Annotated in this window: 23 protein-coding genes; 3 read left to right on the plus strand and 20 right to left on the minus strand. The window is 67.2% G+C overall.

All coding sequences use genetic code 11. The features are described from left to right. Positions 1-917 precede the first annotated feature (917 nt). Together ACSLTV_RS30320 and ACSLTV_RS30325 are read left to right on the plus strand one after the other, a co-directional pair. Positions 918-1,769 (plus strand): helix-turn-helix domain-containing protein, encoded by an 852-nt coding sequence (locus ACSLTV_RS30320; protein WP_435613249.1) that lies wholly within the window; start codon positions 918-920, stop codon positions 1,767-1,769. Next, the gene (locus ACSLTV_RS30325) at positions 1,769-1,984 is read left to right on the plus strand and encodes a DUF397 domain-containing protein (RefSeq protein WP_435613250.1); all 216 of its coding nucleotides are present in this window, start codon (positions 1,769-1,771) and stop codon (positions 1,982-1,984) included. The genes ACSLTV_RS30320 and ACSLTV_RS30325 overlap by 1 nt, the downstream gene beginning before the upstream one ends. Positions 1,985-2,048: 64 nt before the next feature. On the opposite strand, the gene ACSLTV_RS30330 is transcribed toward ACSLTV_RS30325, so the two are convergent. The 4 genes from ACSLTV_RS30330 to ACSLTV_RS30345 all read right to left on the minus strand — a co-directional run bounded on the left by ACSLTV_RS30330 (position 2,049) and on the right by ACSLTV_RS30345 (position 4,315). Further along, positions 2,049-2,696, minus strand: a complete 648-nt coding sequence (locus tag ACSLTV_RS30330) for a DUF2637 domain-containing protein (protein ID WP_435613251.1) — start codon at positions 2,694-2,696, stop codon at positions 2,049-2,051. 88 nt (positions 2,697-2,784) lie between these two features. Next, entirely contained in the window at positions 2,785-3,027 is a 243-nt protein-coding gene (locus ACSLTV_RS30335; protein WP_435613252.1) for a hypothetical protein, read from the minus strand. 454 nt (positions 3,028-3,481) lie between these two features. Further along, positions 3,482-3,694: a hypothetical protein gene (locus ACSLTV_RS30340; protein ID WP_435613253.1), complete on the minus strand. Its 213-nt coding sequence runs from the start codon at positions 3,692-3,694 to the stop codon at positions 3,482-3,484. A gap of 72 nt (positions 3,695-3,766) precedes the next feature. Further along, positions 3,767-4,315 carry a hypothetical protein gene (locus tag ACSLTV_RS30345; protein WP_435613254.1) on the minus strand — a complete coding sequence of 183 codons (549 nt, stop codon included), beginning with the start codon at positions 4,313-4,315 and terminating at the stop codon, positions 3,767-3,769. Between the two features lie 619 nt (positions 4,316-4,934). Here ACSLTV_RS30345 and ACSLTV_RS30350 point away from each other — a divergent pair. Then, positions 4,935-5,162: a hypothetical protein gene (locus ACSLTV_RS30350; protein ID WP_432157821.1), complete on the plus strand. Its 228-nt coding sequence runs from the start codon at positions 4,935-4,937 to the stop codon at positions 5,160-5,162. Positions 5,163-5,176: 14 nt separating this feature from the next. On the opposite strand, the gene ACSLTV_RS30355 is transcribed toward ACSLTV_RS30350, so the two are convergent. The 16 genes from ACSLTV_RS30355 to ACSLTV_RS30430 form a co-directional block, all read right to left on the minus strand. Beyond that, the gene (locus ACSLTV_RS30355; protein WP_432157820.1) at positions 5,177-6,025 is read right to left on the minus strand and encodes a hypothetical protein; all 849 of its coding nucleotides are present in this window, start codon (positions 6,023-6,025) and stop codon (positions 5,177-5,179) included. A gap of 113 nt (positions 6,026-6,138) precedes the next feature. After that, positions 6,139-6,318, minus strand: coding sequence for a hypothetical protein (locus tag ACSLTV_RS30360; RefSeq protein WP_435613255.1), 180 nt, complete (start codon positions 6,316-6,318; stop codon positions 6,139-6,141). Between the two features lie 41 nt (positions 6,319-6,359). Beyond that, the gene (locus ACSLTV_RS30365; protein WP_435613256.1) at positions 6,360-6,734 is read right to left on the minus strand and encodes a hypothetical protein; all 375 of its coding nucleotides are present in this window, start codon (positions 6,732-6,734) and stop codon (positions 6,360-6,362) included. A 40-nt stretch (positions 6,735-6,774) separates the two neighbouring features. After that, complete coding sequence (locus ACSLTV_RS30370) at positions 6,775-7,077, minus strand: hypothetical protein (RefSeq protein ID WP_435613257.1); 303 nt, start codon at positions 7,075-7,077, stop codon at positions 6,775-6,777. A gap of 127 nt (positions 7,078-7,204) precedes the next feature. Then, on the minus strand, positions 7,205-7,684 hold the full coding sequence (locus ACSLTV_RS30375; RefSeq protein WP_435613258.1) for a hypothetical protein: 480 nt from the start codon (positions 7,682-7,684) through the stop codon (positions 7,205-7,207). Positions 7,685-7,738: 54 nt separating this feature from the next. Further along, positions 7,739-7,885, minus strand: coding sequence for a hypothetical protein (locus ACSLTV_RS30380; RefSeq protein WP_432157815.1), 147 nt, complete (start codon positions 7,883-7,885; stop codon positions 7,739-7,741). A 34-nt stretch (positions 7,886-7,919) separates the two neighbouring features. Then, on the minus strand, positions 7,920-8,696 hold the full coding sequence (locus tag ACSLTV_RS30385) for a hypothetical protein (RefSeq protein ID WP_435613259.1): 777 nt from the start codon (positions 8,694-8,696) through the stop codon (positions 7,920-7,922). A gap of 177 nt (positions 8,697-8,873) precedes the next feature. Next, entirely contained in the window at positions 8,874-9,095 is a 222-nt protein-coding gene (locus ACSLTV_RS30390; protein ID WP_435613305.1) for a hypothetical protein, read from the minus strand. Next, complete coding sequence (locus ACSLTV_RS30395; RefSeq protein WP_435613303.1) at positions 9,092-9,481, minus strand: DUF7169 domain-containing protein; 390 nt, start codon at positions 9,479-9,481, stop codon at positions 9,092-9,094. The genes ACSLTV_RS30390 and ACSLTV_RS30395 overlap by 4 nt, the downstream gene beginning before the upstream one ends. Positions 9,482-9,657: 176 nt before the next feature. Then, entirely contained in the window at positions 9,658-9,996 is a 339-nt protein-coding gene (locus ACSLTV_RS30400; protein WP_435613260.1) for an HNH endonuclease, read from the minus strand. Between the two features lie 101 nt (positions 9,997-10,097). Continuing rightward, on the minus strand, positions 10,098-12,017 hold the full coding sequence (locus ACSLTV_RS30405) for a DNA polymerase (protein ID WP_435613261.1): 1,920 nt from the start codon (positions 12,015-12,017) through the stop codon (positions 10,098-10,100). Next, positions 12,014-12,430 carry a hypothetical protein gene (locus ACSLTV_RS30410; protein WP_435613262.1) on the minus strand — a complete coding sequence of 139 codons (417 nt, stop codon included), beginning with the start codon at positions 12,428-12,430 and terminating at the stop codon, positions 12,014-12,016. Before ACSLTV_RS30410 ends, ACSLTV_RS30405 begins: the two co-directional genes overlap by 4 nt. Further along, on the minus strand, positions 12,427-14,904 hold the full coding sequence (locus tag ACSLTV_RS30415; protein ID WP_435613263.1) for a phage/plasmid primase, P4 family: 2,478 nt from the start codon (positions 14,902-14,904) through the stop codon (positions 12,427-12,429). The genes ACSLTV_RS30410 and ACSLTV_RS30415 overlap by 4 nt, the downstream gene beginning before the upstream one ends. A gap of 152 nt (positions 14,905-15,056) precedes the next feature. After that, complete coding sequence (locus ACSLTV_RS30420) at positions 15,057-15,473, minus strand: hypothetical protein (RefSeq protein WP_435613264.1); 417 nt, start codon at positions 15,471-15,473, stop codon at positions 15,057-15,059. Continuing rightward, on the minus strand, positions 15,448-15,612 hold the full coding sequence (locus ACSLTV_RS30425; RefSeq protein WP_432157807.1) for a hypothetical protein: 165 nt from the start codon (positions 15,610-15,612) through the stop codon (positions 15,448-15,450). Before ACSLTV_RS30425 ends, ACSLTV_RS30420 begins: the two co-directional genes overlap by 26 nt. Positions 15,613-15,775: 163 nt before the next feature. Next, positions 15,776-16,105, minus strand: coding sequence for a hypothetical protein (locus ACSLTV_RS30430; protein ID WP_432157806.1), 330 nt, complete (start codon positions 16,103-16,105; stop codon positions 15,776-15,778). Positions 16,106-16,232: the final 127 nt, after the last annotated feature.

Below are 16,232 nucleotides of genomic sequence, written 5' to 3' on the forward strand. Positions count from 1 at the left end.
GAAGATCCGGTGTGATTGCTACCTTAGCGTACCACCGACCGACCTGCGGGAATACGAAAGCCCCGCTCACCGGACCGGCGGGGATCCAGTGAACGGGGCTTCACCGCCCGCCGGCCGCCCTCCACGGGGGAGAAGGACGCAACCGTCTCGGCGGGCGCCTCCCCGTCTTCGACGTCGGGGAGGAGCTGGGACGCCAGCGGGGGTGCAGTGGGCCGACCTCACCGGCACTGCGGCCCCCGCTGCGCCCTCCACGCGCGACGCACGGGCGCCGCACGCGGGTCTATGGGGGCGGGGAGACCGCCCAGGTGTATACGCCAATCCGCTGGCCGTTGAAGTACACCGGCCCCCGGTGATTCTCCCGGCCGTCGTGCGGCGAGTTGGCGCACGTCACTACGACGCCGGAAAGGTCCCGCCTGCGGGTGGCTTTCTGGAATGCGACCGTGTCGGCCGGCAGCTTCGTGCTGGCGTCGCACACCCTCAGCCGGCCCGTCATGACGCCTGCCCGTGGATCGCCTTGTGGTGCGCCCGCATGACGCCGACGATCGCGCCGGCCTGAACCGGATTGTGCGACGGATGGCCGGGCGTCGTCGCCGCCACCCACTCCCGCTCCATACCCCTGCACGCGCCGCACCCGGGCCACGGAGCGGGGCGAGTGAATACCGGGCCGGGTACTTCCGTGTACCCGGTGTCAGACATCCGTAACGCCATCCCCGCACCTCCCTGGATTCGGGCGCACGGCTGTGCATTTCGTCACTCGCCGTACGCGGAATGGCACGACCAGTGTGACCACTGAGCAGACACGAGTGCAACCCAACCGCGAAAGAATGCAGAATTGCACTTCGATCACCCATTGGTTCACTCACTGTGGAAAGCTGTGTGCGCACCAGCGACGAACACCGGATGCCAGGGGGTGAGGTATGGCTGAGCCGACTGTGCGGAAGCGCCAACTCGGCGGCGAGCTGCGCCGTCTGCGCACCGCGAAGGGCCCCAAGATCGACGATGTAGCGAACAGCGTCGGCATGCCCGGATCGAAGCTGTCGCGCATCGAGTCCGCACGCCTGGGCATCAAGCCGGCCGACCTTGACGCGCTGCTCGACATCTACGACGTTGAGGACGCCGGGAAGCGTGACGTCCTCCACTCCATCGCGCGTCACGGCGGGGTCCGCGGGTGGTGGCAGACCTATCGCGACGTCATCTCACCCGCGTACGCAGACCTGATCAGCCTGGAGGCGGAGGCCAAGAGTCTTCGGACGTACCAGACGTCGCTCATCCCCGGGCTCCTCCAGACTGCTGCCTATGCCCGCGCCACGCTGGACGCGCTCAGCATGACAGCTACGTCGGCGGAGGTTGACGCACTCGTTGACGTCCGCATGGCGCGTCAGGCGGTGCTTTCCCGCCGGGAGCCGCTGGAGCTGTGGGCCGTCATCCATGAGGCGGCACTGCGCCCGAGGGTCAAGGGTGACCCCCAGATGATGCGCGACCAGCTTCAGGTGCTGCTCGACAAGCAAAGACTTCCGCACGTCTCGATACAGGTACTGCCGCTCAGCGCACCTCCCCACGTGGGGCTGAGCGGGAGCTTCGCCGTCGTGGGGTTCCCGGAGACAGCCGATCTCGACGTTGTCTATCTGGAGAACTTCACGTCAGCCCTGTACGTCGAGGATCCTGCGGAAGTGAGTCGATACGGGTCGGCCTTCGAGCGTCTTCGCGCGGCGGCCCTCCCCTTCGACGAATCGGCCGACCTCGTAGCTCAAGTGAAGGACTCGATCTGATGAACATCATTCCCGACGCCACCGCATCCGGCTTCGACTGGACCAAGTCGTCGTACAGCGGCAATCAGGGCGACTGCGTGGAGGTCGCTCACGGCGCCGTCCCCGCAGCTCTCCCCGTGCGTGACAGCAAGCGCCCCAGTGGGCCGGCGGTGGTCTTCGCCGACGCCACGTGGGGCGTGTTCGTCGACGCGCTGAAGCGTGGCGACGTGGCCTGACGCACAACGCAGAAAGCCCCCGCCGGGTGACCCTGGCGGGGGCTGTTGTGTGGTTGAGCCGCCTTCACGGCGCCACGGGGCGCAGGGCGTACAGCGTACGGACCTCGTCGAGGTCGACGCGCGGTCCGTCGGGGGTCTGGAACTTCACGAGTCGCGGCCGTCCGCCGTTGGCGGCACCCCGGACCGTCTCGACGGCAACGCCGACGACGTCCGCAGCCTCCTTGTAGGTGACGAGAACGGGCGCAGGAACGGCCGGAACGGGCTCCATGGCCTCTTCCTCCAACGGCTCCGTGGCAGGCGCCTCAGCGGTCGTGTGCGGCTCCGTGGCGGGCTCCTCCGCGTGTGCCTTGCGGCTGTGGACGAGGAGGGAGCCGCCGAAGAACGCGAGCACCGGCCAGCCGGCGACGAGGACACGGAGGGCCGTCGGGGGGTGTGCGAGGTCGAGGACGCCGGACGTCGCGATGTTGGCGCCCATGGACGCACCCATGGACAACAGGAACCACGTCCACGGCGCACGCTTCGAACGCCCGTCCTTCTCCCGGATCTGCGCCCACGCCATGACCAACAGCAGGTCGACGCTCACCGGGTACGCCCACGCCTTCCACCCGCCCTGGCCGGCGGCCTCCGCCACGTCGTGGATGTGCGCGAAGGACAGTGCGGCGGCGATGACGGCCTGAATCAGCAAGGGGTCGCGCAGTCTGGCGGCGTTCATGGCTCCTCTTCGTGTGCATGTGGTGTGAGTGGTTGGTGAACCGGAGCCCCCGTCACCGGAATTGACGGGGGCCCGGATGAGGAGAGGATCAACTGATCGACTTCGGGTCGGCCTCCAGGAAATCACCCTCACGGAACTTGCCCCGGGCGACGCCGTCCGCACCGTAGAGGGTGGCGTATCCGTCCCCCGCCGGCTCCCACCGGCCCACAGTGACCCGCGCGAAGCTCGCCCAGCCCTCTACGAGGACGACGGTTCCGGGTACCGCCTGACGGGCGGTGATGACGACGCACGATGCGTCCAGCCGTGTGCCGTTCGGGTTGTGACGGTCCATTGCAACTCCCGCGCGTTGGTAGTGGGTTGACCGCTCCACAGAGAGCAGAGCTGCCACGGCGGGTGAAACGTGATCCTTGAGGAGGTCTGCCCAGTCTCGCGGGTGCTCTCCGCGTCCTCTTCGGCATCGTCAGTCCCGTGGTTTCGCCTGCACAGCCAGCACGTACAGAAGGTCTGCTCTCTGTGGAGTTGTCCCGCTCGGCTTCAGCGAGTGCCTTGCGTTGACTCAACTATGACACACCTATGTCGACCACCACAACTCCATTAGCCAGACAAACGAGAGTCGACTCACACTCCCTCCGCAATCAGCGCCACCCGTCTCCCCCGCCTGCCGGCCAGCGTGACCACGTACCCGCCGCGGACCCTCGTCGTCTCCTCTCCGCGCCTCACGGCCTGGCGGAGGAAGTGACGGTGTGCCGTGTCGTCGACGAGGACGGAGGGGCCGTCCTCGAACGTCAGGCGGTAGCGCACGGTACGGCGCGCCTGACGGTGATGGGGCGGTTCGCGGGGATGACGGCGTCTCCCCCTTCGGCGAACGTGACGTGGACGTGGCCCCGAAGGGCCGTGGGCCACGTGCTCTCGGCAGCCGTCCGCACGTGGCCGTGGAGGACGAAGACGTCGCCCTCGCGGATCTCCCGGGCGGTGATGTGAAGTTCGGTGGTGGTCATGGTGCCTCCTACGAGTGACTCGCACTACAGAAGGAGCCCCCGTCACCGGAATTGACGGGGGCTCCAGGGGTGTCAGGCAGCGAGCACCGGACGCCCGGGGATGCCGGCCAGGCGACGGATCGCGGCGACGATCACGACGACCTTCGGGTCCGTCGGCTCCTGCGCCCAGCTCCCGGCGGAGTGGCGGACGGCGCTGGTCGCCCACGCGTGCATGTACGCCTCGTACTCGTCCTGGCTGAAGTAGCCGGAGCGGTACCACTGTTCGACGGTGTCCGGGGTCATCTTGGACATGCGGTAGGCGTTGCACTCGACGCAGTGGACCGTCATGAAGTGCATGTTGCCCGGCTCCGCCAGGGCGGGGCACGTGGTGGCGGGGACGTCGACGGTGACGGGCTCCAGCTCCTCCGTCGGCTCCTCGATGATCTCCGACGACTCCTCGGCGATCACCTCGTCCGTGGGGCGGGCGTGCTCGTCGCAGGAGTAGACCGGCCACGAGTAGTCGCCGTGCGTCTGCTTGACGTGGCGGACCCGCGTCGCCGGAGCACCGCACGGCTTGTGGCCGAACTCCGTGGCGGTGCCCCACGATCGGGTGATCAGTCGGTGAGTGGCCTCGCAGTTCATGGTGTCTCCCTCGCCAGTAGCTCTTGATGTGACTTCATAGTGACACACATATGTCGGCCACCACAACCCAGTTAGCTAGGCGAACGTGAGCCGATTGGCGCTCCTCCGCCACGACTGCCGCTCCCGCCGGCGCTGAGCACGTCGGGCGAGCGCCCTCCACTTCCCCGGCGGCTGTCCGCAGCAGGAGCAGTCACGGCCCCCGGGACCGTCGGGGCAGAAGCGTCCGAGCATGCGCATGTGACCTCCAAAGTTGGCGCTGAGCTGCGAAGTTGGGCGCTGACGTTGGCTTGGTGTACCTTCTCCGGCGAGAAAGCTGCGGCGTTCCCGCCAGGGCGCTGCGTGAGACCCCTATTTCCCGTCGACGGGTCGTTTCCCCGTCGACGCTGCGAGGCTTCTGAATGCCTCATGAGGGCGGTTGTTGTGCCAAACAACCGTTCGCCCGCATCGAAGGTACGAAGTATTGAGTGTCGAGCCATCACCCGACCTCAACGAAAGGTCCGCTCCGGCGGAGCGTGGTTCAGCGGGCGCCACGTCGACAGGTGACTGTCCTTCGTTGAGGTTTGTCGTGCCGCCGTACGGGCGGTGCCCTCTCGAAGGACGAGCTTTGAGAGGGAGAGGCATGTCGTTCGGCAGCGTGGCGCAGGAGCTTGCGATGACTGCGCCGTGGGTGCTTGCGGCCATCATCGTGGCCGTCATTCTGATCGTCGTTACCGGCGGACTCGTCGGTCTCGTCGTCGTGCTTCACGGGACGACGGAGGCCGCACGGCCCGTGATCATCCACGCTCTTGGCGACCTGTTCCGCGCACTGGGGGACTTCCTCCGCGCCCTCTTCGGGCGTCGCAAGTGAAGGGCGCCAGTGCTTCACGTCCGGTGCAGCAGCGTGAACCCCGTCCCGCTTCCTACGCAGGTCTGGAGGACGAGGTCAGCGCTCCCGAAGTCGGGGATCGCTCCGCCCTGCCGGTTGACGTGCATGTGCGTGTACGCGCGGTACGTTCCGGCGAGCGGGCCGGATATGACGCGCACCGTGCGGCCGACGGGTACCGTCGCGAGCCACTGGTAACCCATGTAGTTGTGGCCGGCCAGGATCCGCCCCGCGTACATCGTCAGCGCGCCCGCGTCGATGCACGGCTGCGGAGCTTTCTCGCAGACCTGGTAGAAGCTGATGCGGATGTCTGCCGGCGGCTGCGTGGTGCGCGGTCGTTCGGTCCGGGACGTCGGGGACGGGGCCGCGAGCGATGCGGAGGGCGAAGGCGTCAGAGACTCGCGCTTCCCGCTTCTCGACGTGTGCGGCGCCGGTCGAGGCTCCGGACGGTAGGGGTGCGGGGAGGCCGGCGACGGCGTCACGACGGGCGCGGAGACGACGTCAGAGAGCCGAGGAGTCGGCGTCTGCGCGTCGGGGGCGATGGCCACGGCCACGGCCGCGACCGTGGTGACGGATGCGGCGACAACGGCCGCGCGGAAGGGGAGCCGGGAGGGTCGGCCCGTGTGGGCGAGCTGCGGCCTCGGACCCGCGTAGTACCGCATGAAGCTGAGGGAGTCAGCCGCCCTGTATGTGGCCAACTGACGCTGAGCTTCGTCGCCCAACAGCTCGTACACCTTCGTGGCCGTGACGCCCTGGCGGTGCGTAAACCGCCAGACGTCGGGTCGGATCTCTTCGGCGTAGACGCGGATGTTGTCGGCGTCTCGGCTCTTGTAGACCGGGAATGCCACTGTCCCTCCAGGTGGTTAGGTCGCTTCGAGTGCCCCGCCGCGGATTCGAACCGCGCGCCCGCCGGCACTGGGGGTGCCGGGTGAGTGGGCGATACCTAGACGGGGCGGGTTACTCAGGCGCTGCGGTCGATCAGTCGGAACAGTTGCTTCGTGACGATCTCCAGCCGGCCGAAGTAGTACGCGGCGCGCGACGGGTCCGCTCCCATCTCGTCAACGATCTCCTTGTAGCGCTGGCGCAACTGCTCCAGCTCGTCCGTGTCCATCGCTCCTCCTACGGCCTGGCCGCTCAACACGGGCAGGCCCTTGTGTGTACGCCCCTGTGTGGGCGTTTTGGCTAGGCGTAACGGACCTCGACGACGGGGCGCTTGTCGTCGCCCTCGTAGCGCACGGTGCGGCTCCAGCAGGGGGCGCAGAGTCCGACAGTGCGTCGGGTCGGCTCTCCCGAGCGGTTCACGATGCGGTGGGTCTCTGAGTCGGCGGCGAACGCCATGCCAACGTCGCGGCAGCACGCTTGGCACTCGTACTCGCTCCGCCGGAACACCGTCGTGCCGGACAACGAGAGCGCGGGTTCGGCAGCCATGGCGGCGTCCGTCCGGTCGTACCGTGCGCGGGCAACACGGCGGTTGTGCTCGTAAACAGCCCGCTCCAGTTCACGCTTGCTGCGGTACAGCCGCATGGCCACGAACTCTGCCGTCTGGTCGCTGCGCATCTCGGCTCCTCCTTTTGGCTAGCCCCGGAGGGCGTTTCGGCTAGAGCAAGTGGCTCACGCTGTGACGCGCGGCAGCACGCTCGACCGCACGCACGCCCTGAAGAGCGGTCTTGCAGGGAGTTCCGAACTCGTTGTCCGCGACAGGGGTCGCGCTCCAAGCGTGGAGTCGCCACACCCAGCCGCTACCCCGTGGGTTCGGCTCCACGATGGCGTACACGTCACCAGAGCCCACCTTGTAGTGCATGAACGCGTTCTCGTCGGCGTTCACCGCACTCCACGAGTCAGGAACGGCTCGGAGTGCACCGATGAACTCGTTGCCGTAGATGTCGGTAACCGTGGCCATTTCGTCCCCTCCCCTGGGGCGCCCCGTGCGAGGCGCCCCGTCAGTTCCTTGCGTGACTCGACTATGGCACAGATATGTCGGCCACCACAACCCCCTTAGGCAAGGAAGCGTGAGTCGACTTGCGCTCCTACTCGCCGGCCAGGAACTCCGCCAGGCGGAGGAGGTCCGCGGCCGTGTGCGGGGTGTCGGCGAGGAGGGACTTCGCCTTCGAGACGAGGGCCTCACGCCCCGGGCAGGCCGGCGCCGGTTCCGACACCTTGCGGACCTCCACGGCCCACACCTCGCCCGCGTCGTTCGTGTCGACGAGGTACGGGAGATCGTCTTCGTCGATGGCCGTGACACGGCCCGTCAGCCCCTCGTACTCGCTGCTGTACGACCGGTACTTCACGATCTCGACGAGGTCACCGACCTTGACGAGGCCGCTCTCCGCGTCCGCGCCGGCGTCGGCGAGGAGGTTGCGGGCGAACTCGGCGAAGTCGTCGGGGCGTACGTAGATGTGGTTCGAGATGTCGGAGCGCATCTCCAGACGTACGTCCCCGTCGGCGTCGACGATGCCTGTGAGGGTCTCGTCGCCCGAGACGCGGCAGGTGAGGGTGTACTCGGCCATGTTCTCTCCTCTGTGGGTAGCTGATGGAGCGTGAGTCGACTCACGCTCCTCGGATCAGAGCTGTTCGACGGAGATTCCGTCGGCCGGCGTTGAGTCGGAACGGGACTCCACCGCGTACATCACGTCGTCGCCCCAGAGGGCGGCCTCATCGGGGCGCACGCCGGAGAGGTCATAGTCGTCGAGGGAAGGAAGTCGGGTCATGGTCGGTGCTCCAGTTCTGTTGTAGGTGTGTGACTCACGCACAGATGCCGTGATCGGCAGCCACGCGTCGGGCGGACTCGACGCCACGGGACCTGAGGCGACGCAGGGCGGCCGGGCGGACGCTCAGGTCGGCGCACGTTTCCCGCTCGTCCTGCTGCGTCATCCCAACGCCGTAGAACGCACGCAACGCGAAGGACTGGCGCGCCGGGATCTGCGTCATGAGCCAGCGGGCCAGGTCACAGCGGCGCCCGGCGTCGGCCGCCTCATAGGAGGTGTCCGGGATGACGTCGGCGAGGGTCATCTCGTCGTCTCCGGTCGACGTGCCCGGCCCCGAAAGCGGCCGGTCGAGACTTTCGGCGTCGGCCAGTGCCTCCACCACGGACACGAACCGCTCGCGCTCCATGCGGTTCTTCGGGTTGCTGCATGTGGAGAGCGTCTGCCACGCCTCCTCGACGTCGCCCTTCGCGCTCCACAGCGCCCGCTTGACGCGCAGGACGGACGTCGGGTCGACGGTCAGGGCCGCCGAGGACCGGACGGCTTCCTCCATGATCCGGCGACGGGCCGCCTGGAAGACGAAGGAGGAGAGCTTGGCGGAGGAGGCATCCGTCCGGTAGTCCCGCACGTGCTGAATGAGAACGGCTCGCGCTTCCTGGAGGAGGTCCTCCGCGTCCTCGCGGCTCGCTCCCGGGGCAGCGGACCGGATCATGCCGGTGAACATGGGGTCGAACGCTTCGACGATGGCCCACATGGCGTCGGAGTCGCCCGCCTGCGCGGCCGTGATCTGCTCGTCCGTAACCTCGATGCGGGCCATTCGTTCTCTCCTCTGTGAGTGCCTTGCGTACTTGGGTTATGGGGCGCAGACGGCCGGATGTGACGCGAGGGTGTGAGTAATGCATGTGACCTGAGTCACACAGTGATGGAGGTATGAGAAAGCCCCCGTCCCGCGTGGGAACGGGGGCCGTGAGGAGTGTGAGTCGACTAGCGCTTGTCAGGTGGTGAAAGGATGTACCGGGAGTCCGGCCGACTCCGCGATGGTCACGTCAGCCACGGCGACCGGGCACTTCTCCCAGCCGGCCAGGCAGTACAGGGCCGTCGCGGTGGCCCACTGAAGTACGGCCGCGTAGGCGGGGACACCTCCGAGGAGCCCTGCCGCTTCGGCGATTGCGCCCACCTCGTCGTCAGTGCTCTGCGGCCCTGTTACAATGATCAACTTTCCCCCTGGGTGGAGGACGCGTCCTCCCCTTCCCAGTGGGCCAGGGCGCGATCCATGGATGCGGAGACGCCGCGAACCACCGCTATTGCGTACGGCAGTTGGTCAGCGCCGTTCTTCAGTTCTGCTTGAAGAGCCCCACGGCGTTCGCAGATCGCCGTGTCCTCCGTCGGGCGGTTAGGTCCGTGCGTCGCCTGCCGGCCCGTTCCGTCCGCATCCACTCCGGGCCGTCGGCGACCCGGCATGGTTACTGCGTCGCCGTACGCGGTGACGAACTGTCGAATTTCGGTCACTGCTCGCTCAAGAGCGTCGAGGAAACAGACCATCCGTGCTGCATTTTCGGCGTGGTCAGGACTGTAAGTCACACAACCTCCACAGGCAATCATCGTGCGGCCGGATCCAACCCCCTCATAGGTACGCTTTGTTGGGGATAGTCCGGTTTCCAACTTCAGGGCGTCCACCCCGTTTATGTCGGTCGACCAATTTCACCTGCGGTTATGTCGGTCGACACACCCCGGAGTGGCTGGTTCCGTTGTTACGAAGTCGTTACCTCGTGAAGGAGTCATGGAGGCTCGTGTGGCGCCTGACGGACCCGCTCCGTGACCGCCTGGTCGTCGTCAGTGAGGCATTGACCAGCGGTTTGTGACAGCCAGTCAGCCACCTCAGTAGAGCCTTTCGACCTATTGCACTCGTCGCACGCGGCGGTCAAGTTGAACCACTCGTGAACACCGCCGGCCGCAAGCGGACGAACGTGGTCCACCTCTGCTACAACCATCCGGCCAAACGAGGCGTCACAGTAGGCACAGGACCACTCGTCGGTGTCCTCCCACCGTCGCAGAACGTCACGGCGTGACGGGTGAAGCGGTGGCTCCGGAGGGCGCAGAAGGGGCAAGGTGCGCATGGGACGTGGTACGGACCGCACGGCGGAGGGACGGAATCCCGCCACCGTGCGGGCAACTGCGGTCTTCCGTCCGAGCGTTGGGACCGCAGACCGGGCGGACGTCACGCTGCCAGCCCAACGCGTTCGTACCACTCGTCTTCACGTGCGCGGAGCGCCTCGTCGTACTTACCGTCAGGGCCCTTCATGTACAGGGAGCCCCACGACCGGCCACCGACCTCCGGGTCCGTGTCCAGAGGGACGCCGAAGAAGTCCATCCGCATGGCCTCCCCGACCTCCCGCGCGACGTCGTCCGCCACGTCGGCCGGTGCCGATCCGAGGCATTCGTCATGGATCGGGAGGAGGAGGTACTCCGTCAGACCCCGGTCGTGCATGTTCAACAGGGCCTGGCACAGGACGTCGCGCGCAGTGCTCTGAACGGCGTAGTTCGTCGCTGCGTAGACCCGGTCCCGGTCCAGCGGCACGCGCCGGCCAGTCGGGGTGAGGACGACGTACCCGTTCGCCCGTGCCTCACGCTGGATCCGGTTCGCGTACCGGCGAATGCCGGGGTACACGCGGTCGTAGGCTGCAATAGCCGTCTTAACCTCAGCGATCGGGGCGCCGGTCTGCCGGGACAGTGTCGTCGATCCGCCTCCATACACCTTGCCGAAGCCCACGCCCTTGCCCATCTTGCGGTGCGCCTTCGTGAAGTCGGGACCCCAGATGAGTTCGGCCGTGAAGTCGTGCAGGTCGCGCCCCTCCGCGATGGCCCGCTTCATGGTCTTCTCGTCCGCCAGGGCCGCCAAGACACGCATCTCCACAGCGCTGTAGTCGACGGAGAAGATCCGGTGCCCAGGGTCAGCGAGCAACGCGCGGCGAATCGTCCAGTCTCCCGACGGGAGTTGCTGGAAGGGCGGACCGGAGATGGACATGCGCGCGGTCCGGGCCTGGAGACTGTTGATCTTCGGGTGGATGCGGCCGTTGACGTCGAGCCCATCGCGCATGGGCAGGGCGTACGACGTCCGCCACTTCCCCGCTCGCTTGCTGTGCAGCACAGCGTCGGCGAGCGGGTTCGGTGTCCGCGTCCCGCGCGGCTGCCACTGCTGATCCAGGTCGGCCAGGTCGAGGAGAACGGACTTGTCCACCTTCAGGGCGCCGCTCGCCGTCTTCTCCGTCAGCCGCTCCCCCATGCCGACGAGTGCCTCCGCGACCTGCTTCGGGGCATTGACCGACGTCACGCCGTACTTCGCAGCCTTCGCCGCGTGGAGCTGCGCCTCCTCGTCCAGCCGCTCGACGAGGCCGCGGACGTAGTCCTGATCGACCAGCATCCCGCGGCGCTCCATGAGCGCGCAGACGTACATGACGCGGTGCTCAAAGTCCACGAGTGCCTGACGGACACCGACCCTGCGAAGCCGTTCGACGCCGATGGGAAGCCACCGGGAAACGAGGATCGCGTCAAGGCCGGCGTACTGGAGGTAGGTCGGGTGGTTGATGTCGATCTTCCGCCACCCCGTCGCCTTCGTCTCGCCGATGGAACGGAAGACTGCGGTCAGGTCTTCCTGCGTGTCCGGCGCCGACGGGTCGACGTCCCTCGCGCACAACTCCTTCAGCTTGAGTCCGTATCCGCCCTCGTGTCGGGGTCGCGAATCGAACAGATGCGCGATAATCTTCGAGTCCGTCACCTTGGGAGCCAGCGTCGCCAGCGGCACCCCAAGGTGACGGTCCAGGACGAGGAGATCGAAGGTGGCGTTGTGGAAGACGAGACGGGGCAAGGCATCGAACGCCCACCGGGCGGTGTCCGCGGTGCGGTCACTAACTTCTGTCTGAAGGACCCATGCGTCCCGCGCGTCGCCGAACTGCGCGGTTCGGAGGCGGTACGTCGGGCTGAAGGTGTCCAGGCCCGTGGTTTCCGTGTCCGCCCCGATCATGACGCCGGCGTGCGCCTGACGCTCTGCCCACCGACGGAACTCGTCGAGGTCCGCGGCCGTCTCTGGGACGCGGGTCATCGTCTCTTCGCCCGCGATGGTGTAGGGGAAATACTTCACAGCCCCATCACCTCCGCCCGCTTCTTTGCGACGCGCTCCGCGTGGGACTTACGGGCGCGCTCTTCCTGCGACAGGTCCGCGACGGTCGCCACGGTGAAGTTCAGCGGGCGCCCCACAGACATGCCGGTCGTGTAGACGTGTGTCGAGCACTGTCCGTCGTACTCCGACGCATCACGCACGGATACCGACGACCACTCACGCTCTACGTCTCCAGTCGTCGCGTCGATGCGGGTCCAGAGCTTCAGGTCGTGACCCGGAATGAACTCCGGCCCGCGCGCCGGGTGCGGCTCCACCTCACCACCCACCGTGTCCGCGTACCGTCGCGCCGCCAACTCATCAAGGAAGACGCCGCGGATCCGGTAGTCGCTGTACTCGCCCGACGTCACGACGTAGGCAGTCTGCTGGTCACTCATGCTGCGTTCTCCTTCGTCTGCCCGAAGATGTCCGTGTCCGTGGCGGGCTCGTCGTCCGCCGGCTCTGCGCTCTCCACCTGAAGCTCCATGTCCGTCTTCAGCCGGAGCCCCTCGAAGCCCCAGCGCCCGCCCTTCTTCGCCTTCGGGAAGCCACGGCTCTCTAGCTCGACGCCCAGCGCCCACCCGGAGAGCACTTCCTTCCGGCTCAGCCCCGCGTCCTGCGCCCACTCCGCGTAGGCGCGGCGGATGGCCATGGGGGCGACGCGTGCGCCCTCCTCCTTCACACACCGGGCGACGAGGAACTCCTCCAGTCGGTCTTCCGACTCGCGGTAGTCCTGTGTCGCCGCCTGGACGGAGGCGGGTTCCTGGAGGCCGTGTGCGTACCACTCCATAGCGCCGCGCACGGCCCACGCGAGGATGCCCTCCGCCTCCTCCCGGAGTTTGGCGGGGAGAGACGGGTCCGCCTTCGAGCCGCGGAAGGTGGCCTCGAACGGAACGAGTTTGACCCTGCGCCAGATCCCCAAATCCTGAGACAGGATGGCGGGCTTGTAGTTGCCGGCGACGAGCAACAGGAACGACGGCACGTAGGTGAAAGGGTTCTGATTCAGGAACCGTGCCGTCACCGGGTCCCCGCCCGTGAGCTGCTTGACGAGTGCCTCCGCAAGGCGGCTGTACTTCTCAGTCTCGCTCGCCGTCACGAGTCGTGCCCCTCGGAGAGAGGCAAGCTCCGGTGACGCCTGGCCAACGGCCGTGCGCTGCTCGAACGTGCTGAACTCCGTCGACTTCGTGATGCCGCGGAAGACGTACAGAGTCGCGTCCAGGAACGCGCTCTTCCCGTTCGCTCCGCCCCCGTGGAGAAAGGCGAAGCACTGCTCGCACGTCGACCCGGTGATGCCGTAGCCGACGAGGCGCCGCATGTACCCGGGCAACTCCGGATGATGGGGGAATATCTCCGTGAGGAACTGCTCCCAGCGTGGAGCCCGTGCGTCCGGGTGGTACGCAACGTCGAGCCGCTTCGTGATCATGTCCACTGGGGTGTGCGGGTGGATCCGCCCCGTGCGGAGGTCGACCGTCCCGTTCGCCACGGACAGCAACTCCGGACGGGCGTCGAACTCGTCGGCCGACGCAGGGACGCCGGGGACGCTCGGGAGTTCCTTCAGGATTCCGTCGATGTGCTTGTTGGTGAGCGCCTTCAGCGCAAGCTTCCGCTCGAAGTCGCTGCCCTCCGCAATCATCTCGGCGCCCATCCGGTGAAGCGCCTCGCGTACGGCGTGCGGGGCCGGTGTCCAGATCGTTCCGTCCCAGACGAGAAAGCCCAGCCCACGGGCGTAGCGCACTCCCCCGCCGGCGCGTCGCATGTAGTCGCGCAGCCGCACGGCCAGGCCGACGTCTGTGCTGTCGAACATCTCTCGCGCGGAGGCGGACATCGCCTGAAGGGCTGTGTCCGTGTCCTGTGTGTCGACGTCCGTCGAGGGTGCAGGGGCGGAGACGGGAGCCTCCAGCTCTACGACGGCCGCCGCACGCACGGCACGGTGCAGCTCCGCGGGGAACGCGTCTGGGGCCCGCTCCCTCCACGCGGTCAGATCCTCGCCCGGGTTGGGGAACGCGAGTCGCCTCACGATGGTGCCGTCCGACTCGACGAGCGCCTTCGCGAGCGCCCTCGTCCCCCGCTCGCCCGCGCTGTCCGGGTCGAAGGCCAGGACGACGTCACGCCCGGCGAGGTGCTTGACGAGTTCCGCGAGAAGGGCCGCGTTACTGGCCAGCGCAGCGCCGCGGATGACAAGCGCGTCGTAGCCGACGCCCACGGACGTCAGACCGTCGCCCGGACCTTCGGTGATCAGGATCGTGTCGTAGCCCGTACCGGCCCGCAGTACTCCGTACTTCGACCACGTCCGACCTTCCACGTTCGTCAGGGACATCCACCGGGCAGGACACTTCTTCGAGATGTCCCGGCCCTGGAGTCCCCGAACCACGCCGTCGAAGCCAACGAGCGGGACGGTGATGCGGGGGTAGCGGGTGAAGGAGCGGGACAGCCACGGCTGAGACCGGGCACCCGGTGCGCAGTACCCGACGTCAAGGTCACCGGCCACGTCCGCCGAGATGCCGAAGCGATCGAGGATGTAGGCGCGTGCTGCCTCCGCGTCGTCACCCGCCAGGGCGGATGACGTCTCGTCGACGAACGCGCGGAGTCCGGCGATCTCCGCGACGCCCACGGCCTCCGCCGGCTTCGCGCTGACGGTCGACGCTCCCAAGTCGTTGACGACGTCGAAGAGGTCCGCCTCACGAAGCCGTGCCTCGTCGAGGATGGACAGCTTCTCGCACCCTGCGCGGCAGACGAGGAGGAGCTTCCCGTCGTTTTTAAGCGTGAGCTTGAGGGACGGAGTCCGGTCGTTGTGCGCGGGGCAGAGCGCAAGGTAGCCGTCGTGCTCCTCCTCCACGCCGTCCAGTCGCCCCAGGATCTCGGACAGTCGCAAGGTCTCTCCCCTCTCGTGCATGCGGAAGGGGACGCCCCCAGAGGGACGTCCCCGGCGTTGTGCTGCGATAGTGCGTCGGCCCAAAGCTGTTAGGCGAGCGCATATGAATGCCGTAGCATCGGTGACTCGCGTTACCTGCTACTCAGCAGCCCTCACGCTGCCTCCCGTAGCTCCTCGTCGATGTCGTGCCACCTGTCGAAGTCGGCGTCCTGGAGCGCCTCCTCCATGATCTTCAGTCGGTTGATCAGTCGCACGTCCGTTCGCACGTCGCGCACGACGTAGCCGTCCGCCACGCCCTTCATGCGTCGTTTGACGACCGCGCAGCCGAACGGTTGACCGGCGTGGATGGCCTCCCGGTTGGCCTGCGCGATGTAGTCGGCGAGAGTGATCGTCTTCTCCGCCTTCGCCTCGACGGCGTGGAGGTAGTAGCCGGCCAGGTCGCCAATGTCACGGGCGCCCATCTGCACGTTGCGATGGACGCCCGGGTCGTGGTGCTCACGCAGGTAGGCGACGAGTGCCGACTCCCACGCGGTGCCCTTCTGCTTACTCGGATTGCTCGATGTCCTCACCTCTCACCCAGACTTCGACAAGCTTCAGCTCGCCGTCGGTGTCGACGATTTCGGGCTCCGACTCGACGCGCCAGGCACGCCCGCCGTACGTCAGTCGGCCGTCGCTCTTGCGGGCACGGCCCTGCGTGCTGTCCGCCATGTCTCCACCTCTTCCCCGCCCCGGCGACGACGCTGTCACCGTGCATGTATCCATCCGGCTTACCCGGGAGGATGGTGTTTGAGACACCTAACGAGAGAACAGGTGTGCGGGGCACGGGCATGCACGGTACCTGCACAGATGTGACCGGGAAGTGGCCGAACGGTCACGCCGCGACGAGCAAACCCCCGCCCCCTCCGCCGGCGTCGACGAGGCGGAGTCCACAGGGTGCGCCGAACTCTCCCGACTCGATGACGCCGTCCCCGCCGAACTCACGGAGTAAGGCCACGCGGTCGGACGCGTCGATGCGGTCGGCGTACGGACCCCAGATCTTGCCCTCCGGGTAGCGGAAGGCGCTCACGGTCTGGACTACTCGGAACACTGCGTCCTCCTCGTCGTCGCCTCCGTTGGCGACTGTTTGTTCGCGGCCTAACGGCTGTCGTAGGATCCAGACCGGAGAGGGCGCCGCAAGCACGCGCCAGCTCAGGACTTTCACCTGACTAGTTGTTCGGTCTTGCGCGTAGTTTCAGCTAGCCCGTACGTAGACCAACTATGGTTTCCGATCTCAACGAAGACACCCCGCGTACACCGGGGGCGCAGTCGGCGGGCGCTGCGCTTGACAG

This window comes from Streptomyces sp. bgisy159 (assembly GCF_965341775.1).
Lineage (GTDB): Bacteria > Actinomycetota > Actinomycetes > Streptomycetales > Streptomycetaceae > Streptomyces.

Excerpts from the sequence above, each read along its gene's own strand:
- ACSLTV_RS30320 (WP_435613249.1), top strand. The coding sequence starts at position 918 with ATGGCTGAGCCGACTGTGCGGAAGCGCCAACTCGGCGGCGAGCTGCGC.
- ACSLTV_RS30325 (WP_435613250.1), top strand. The coding sequence starts at position 1,769 with ATGAACATCATTCCCGACGCCACCGCATCCGGCTTCGACTGGACCAAG.
- ACSLTV_RS30330 (WP_435613251.1), bottom strand. The coding sequence starts at position 2,696 with ATGAACGCCGCCAGACTGCGCGACCCCTTGCTGATTCAGGCCGTCATC.
- ACSLTV_RS30335 (WP_435613252.1), bottom strand. The coding sequence starts at position 3,027 with ATGGACCGTCACAACCCGAACGGCACACGGCTGGACGCATCGTGCGTC.
- ACSLTV_RS30340 (WP_435613253.1), bottom strand. The coding sequence starts at position 3,694 with ATGACCACCACCGAACTTCACATCACCGCCCGGGAGATCCGCGAGGGC.
- ACSLTV_RS30345 (WP_435613254.1), bottom strand. The coding sequence starts at position 4,315 with ATGAACTGCGAGGCCACTCACCGACTGATCACCCGATCGTGGGGCACC.
- ACSLTV_RS30350 (WP_432157821.1), top strand. The coding sequence starts at position 4,935 with ATGTCGTTCGGCAGCGTGGCGCAGGAGCTTGCGATGACTGCGCCGTGG.
- ACSLTV_RS30365 (WP_435613256.1), bottom strand. The coding sequence starts at position 6,734 with ATGCGCAGCGACCAGACGGCAGAGTTCGTGGCCATGCGGCTGTACCGC.
- ACSLTV_RS30370 (WP_435613257.1), bottom strand. The coding sequence starts at position 7,077 with ATGGCCACGGTTACCGACATCTACGGCAACGAGTTCATCGGTGCACTC.
- ACSLTV_RS30375 (WP_435613258.1), bottom strand. The coding sequence starts at position 7,684 with ATGGCCGAGTACACCCTCACCTGCCGCGTCTCGGGCGACGAGACCCTC.
- ACSLTV_RS30380 (WP_432157815.1), bottom strand. The coding sequence starts at position 7,885 with ATGACCCGACTTCCTTCCCTCGACGACTATGACCTCTCCGGCGTGCGC.
- ACSLTV_RS30385 (WP_435613259.1), bottom strand. The coding sequence starts at position 8,696 with ATGGCCCGCATCGAGGTTACGGACGAGCAGATCACGGCCGCGCAGGCG.
- ACSLTV_RS30395 (WP_435613303.1), bottom strand. The coding sequence starts at position 9,481 with ATGATTGCCTGTGGAGGTTGTGTGACTTACAGTCCTGACCACGCCGAA.
- ACSLTV_RS30400 (WP_435613260.1), bottom strand. The coding sequence starts at position 9,996 with ATGCGCACCTTGCCCCTTCTGCGCCCTCCGGAGCCACCGCTTCACCCG.
- ACSLTV_RS30410 (WP_435613262.1), bottom strand. The coding sequence starts at position 12,430 with ATGAGTGACCAGCAGACTGCCTACGTCGTGACGTCGGGCGAGTACAGC.
- ACSLTV_RS30425 (WP_432157807.1), bottom strand. The coding sequence starts at position 15,612 with ATGGCGGACAGCACGCAGGGCCGTGCCCGCAAGAGCGACGGCCGACTG.